Annotated in this window: 3 protein-coding genes; all 3 read left to right on the top strand. The window is 61.7% G+C overall.

From position 1 onward, the window contains the following. The coding region (locus tag WCA53_RS26320; RefSeq protein ID WP_423917442.1) for a response regulator transcription factor at positions 1 to 229 on the top strand (229 nt) is incomplete at its 5' end. Between the two features lie 83 nt (positions 230 to 312). Then, the gene (locus WCA53_RS26325; RefSeq protein WP_423917447.1) at positions 313 to 1470 is read left to right on the top strand and encodes an acyl-CoA dehydrogenase family protein; all 1158 of its coding nucleotides are present in this window, start codon (positions 313 to 315) and stop codon (positions 1468 to 1470) included. A gap of 67 nt (positions 1471 to 1537) precedes the next feature. Next, a partial coding sequence (locus tag WCA53_RS26330; RefSeq protein ID WP_423917452.1) for a CaiB/BaiF CoA transferase family protein occupies positions 1538 to 2133 on the top strand: 596 nt, incomplete at its 3' end.

Below are 2133 nucleotides of genomic sequence, written 5' to 3' on the forward strand. Positions count from 1 at the left end.
GCATTCTGCGGCGATTCACCAGGGCGGGTGTGGGGACGCTCTGACCCAACGCGAGATCCACGTCCTGAAGTTGCTGGCGCTCGGCAAATCCAACGCGGCACTTGCAGAAGCCCTCTTCCTGTCGCAGGCGACGATACGTGCGCATCTGCGCAATATCTCGGGCAAGTTGGGCACAAGCAATCGCACCGAGGCCGTCGCACGAGGGCGCGAGCAGGGACTGATCAGCTAGATGTGGCCGCAATATAGGTAGATTGGACGACGACAACGTTCAACTGCGCGGCCAGAATGTTTTCCTACTGAGGAGACAAATAAATGGAACGCCTGATCTTCGAAGCGGAACACGAAATATTCCGCGAATCCGCTCGTCGCTTTTATCAGCGCGAGGTTGGCCCGCACGGCGAGCAATGGCGCGAGCGCGGCTGTGTGGATCGCGAGGTTTTCCTGAAGGCGGGCGAGCAGGGTTATCTCCTGATGTGGGCAGATGAGGAACATGGCGGCGCGGGGGTCGCGGACTTTCGCTACGAGCAGATCCTGATTGAGGAAAACGCGCGCTACGGCGATTCGGGTTTCTTTCATACGCTGCACTCGCGCCTCGTTGGGCCTTACATCGGCAAGCTGGGCAACGACGAGCAGCGCGCGCGGATTCTGCCGAAGGCAGCCCGTGGCGAAGCGATACTTGCCATTGCCATGACCGAGCCGCAAACGGGTTCGGACCTGGCGGGCATTCGCGCCCGAGCAGAGGAAAAGGGCGACTACTGGTTGCTCAATGGCGCGAAGACCTTCATATCGAACGGCATTCTGGCTGACTACGTCGTGGTGGCTGCGCGAACCTCGCCCGACAACCCGCATGCTATCGGCCTGTTCATTGTGGAGCGCGGTATGCCGGGCTTTGAGCGTGGCCGCAAGTTGAAGAAAATGGGCCTGCACTCGCAGGATACCGCGGAGTTGTTCTTCGACAACGTCAGGGTTCCCAAGGCTAACGTGCTCGGCGATGCCGCGCAGGGCTTTCGCTATCTCACGCGCCATCTGGCGGAGGAGCGCCTGCTGGGCGCGTGCGGTTACCTGGCCTGCGCGCAGGTTGCCTTCGACCTGACGCTCGACTACGTGAAGGAGCGTAAGGCATTTGGGCGGCCGGTCGGCACGTTTCAGAACTCGCGTTTCAAGCTGGCGCAGTTGCGTGCGGAGCTCGACGCGCTGCAGACATTCGTGGACCAGTGCGTGCTGCTGCACAACGCGGGCAAGTTGAGTTCCGAAACGGCTGCTGCGGCCAAGCTGCTCTGCTCGGAGCTGGAGGGGCGCATGACGGATGAAGGCGTGCAGCTGCACGGTGGTGCGGGCTACATGGACGAATACCGGATCAGCCGCATGTACACCGACGCCCGCATCTCGCGCATCTACGCAGGCAGCAGCGAAATCATGAAAGAGATCATTGGGCGCAGCCTCGGTCTGGACGACCGCAAGCTGGGTTGATGGCCACGGTATTGACCGAAGACTTGAGACCTCAAAACCTCACTTGAAAGAATCAGGACGAATTGACATGAGCGGACCACTACAGGGCATTCGGGTATTGGAAATGGTGGGCATCGGGCCGGGACCGTTCTGCGGCATGATGCTCGCGGACATGGGCGCCGATGTCATTCGCGTGGACCGGCCAACGGACAAGCGTTCGGGCCTCGACGGCACGCCGCCTCCGCAAGATTCGCTTCGCTATGACGTCACGGCGCGCGGCAAGCGCACTGTAACAATCGACCTCAAATCAGCTGAAGGTGCAAAGCAGGTACTGGCGCTCGTCGAGCAGGCCGACGTGCTGATCGAGGGATTTCGACCTGGCGTGATGGAGCGCCTCGGTCTTGGCCCGCAAGCGTGCCTGCAAAGCAATCCGAAGCTTGTCTACGGCCGCATGACTGGCTGGGGACAGTCGGGCCCGCTCGCGCAGGCAGCCGGTCATGACATCAACTACATCTCGATCAGCGGTATGTTCGGTGCGATGGGCCGCGCGGAAGAAGCGCCGCCGCCGCCGCTCAACCTGGTCGGCGACCTTGGCGGTGGCGCGATGATGCTTGCGTTCGGCGTAGCGTGCGCGCTCGTTGAGGCGCGCAACAGCGGCAAGGGACAAGTGATCGACGCCGCGAT

It is taken from the genome of Caballeronia sp. (genome assembly GCF_049581465.1).
In the GTDB taxonomy this organism is placed as follows: Bacteria; Pseudomonadota; Gammaproteobacteria; order Burkholderiales; family Burkholderiaceae; genus Caballeronia.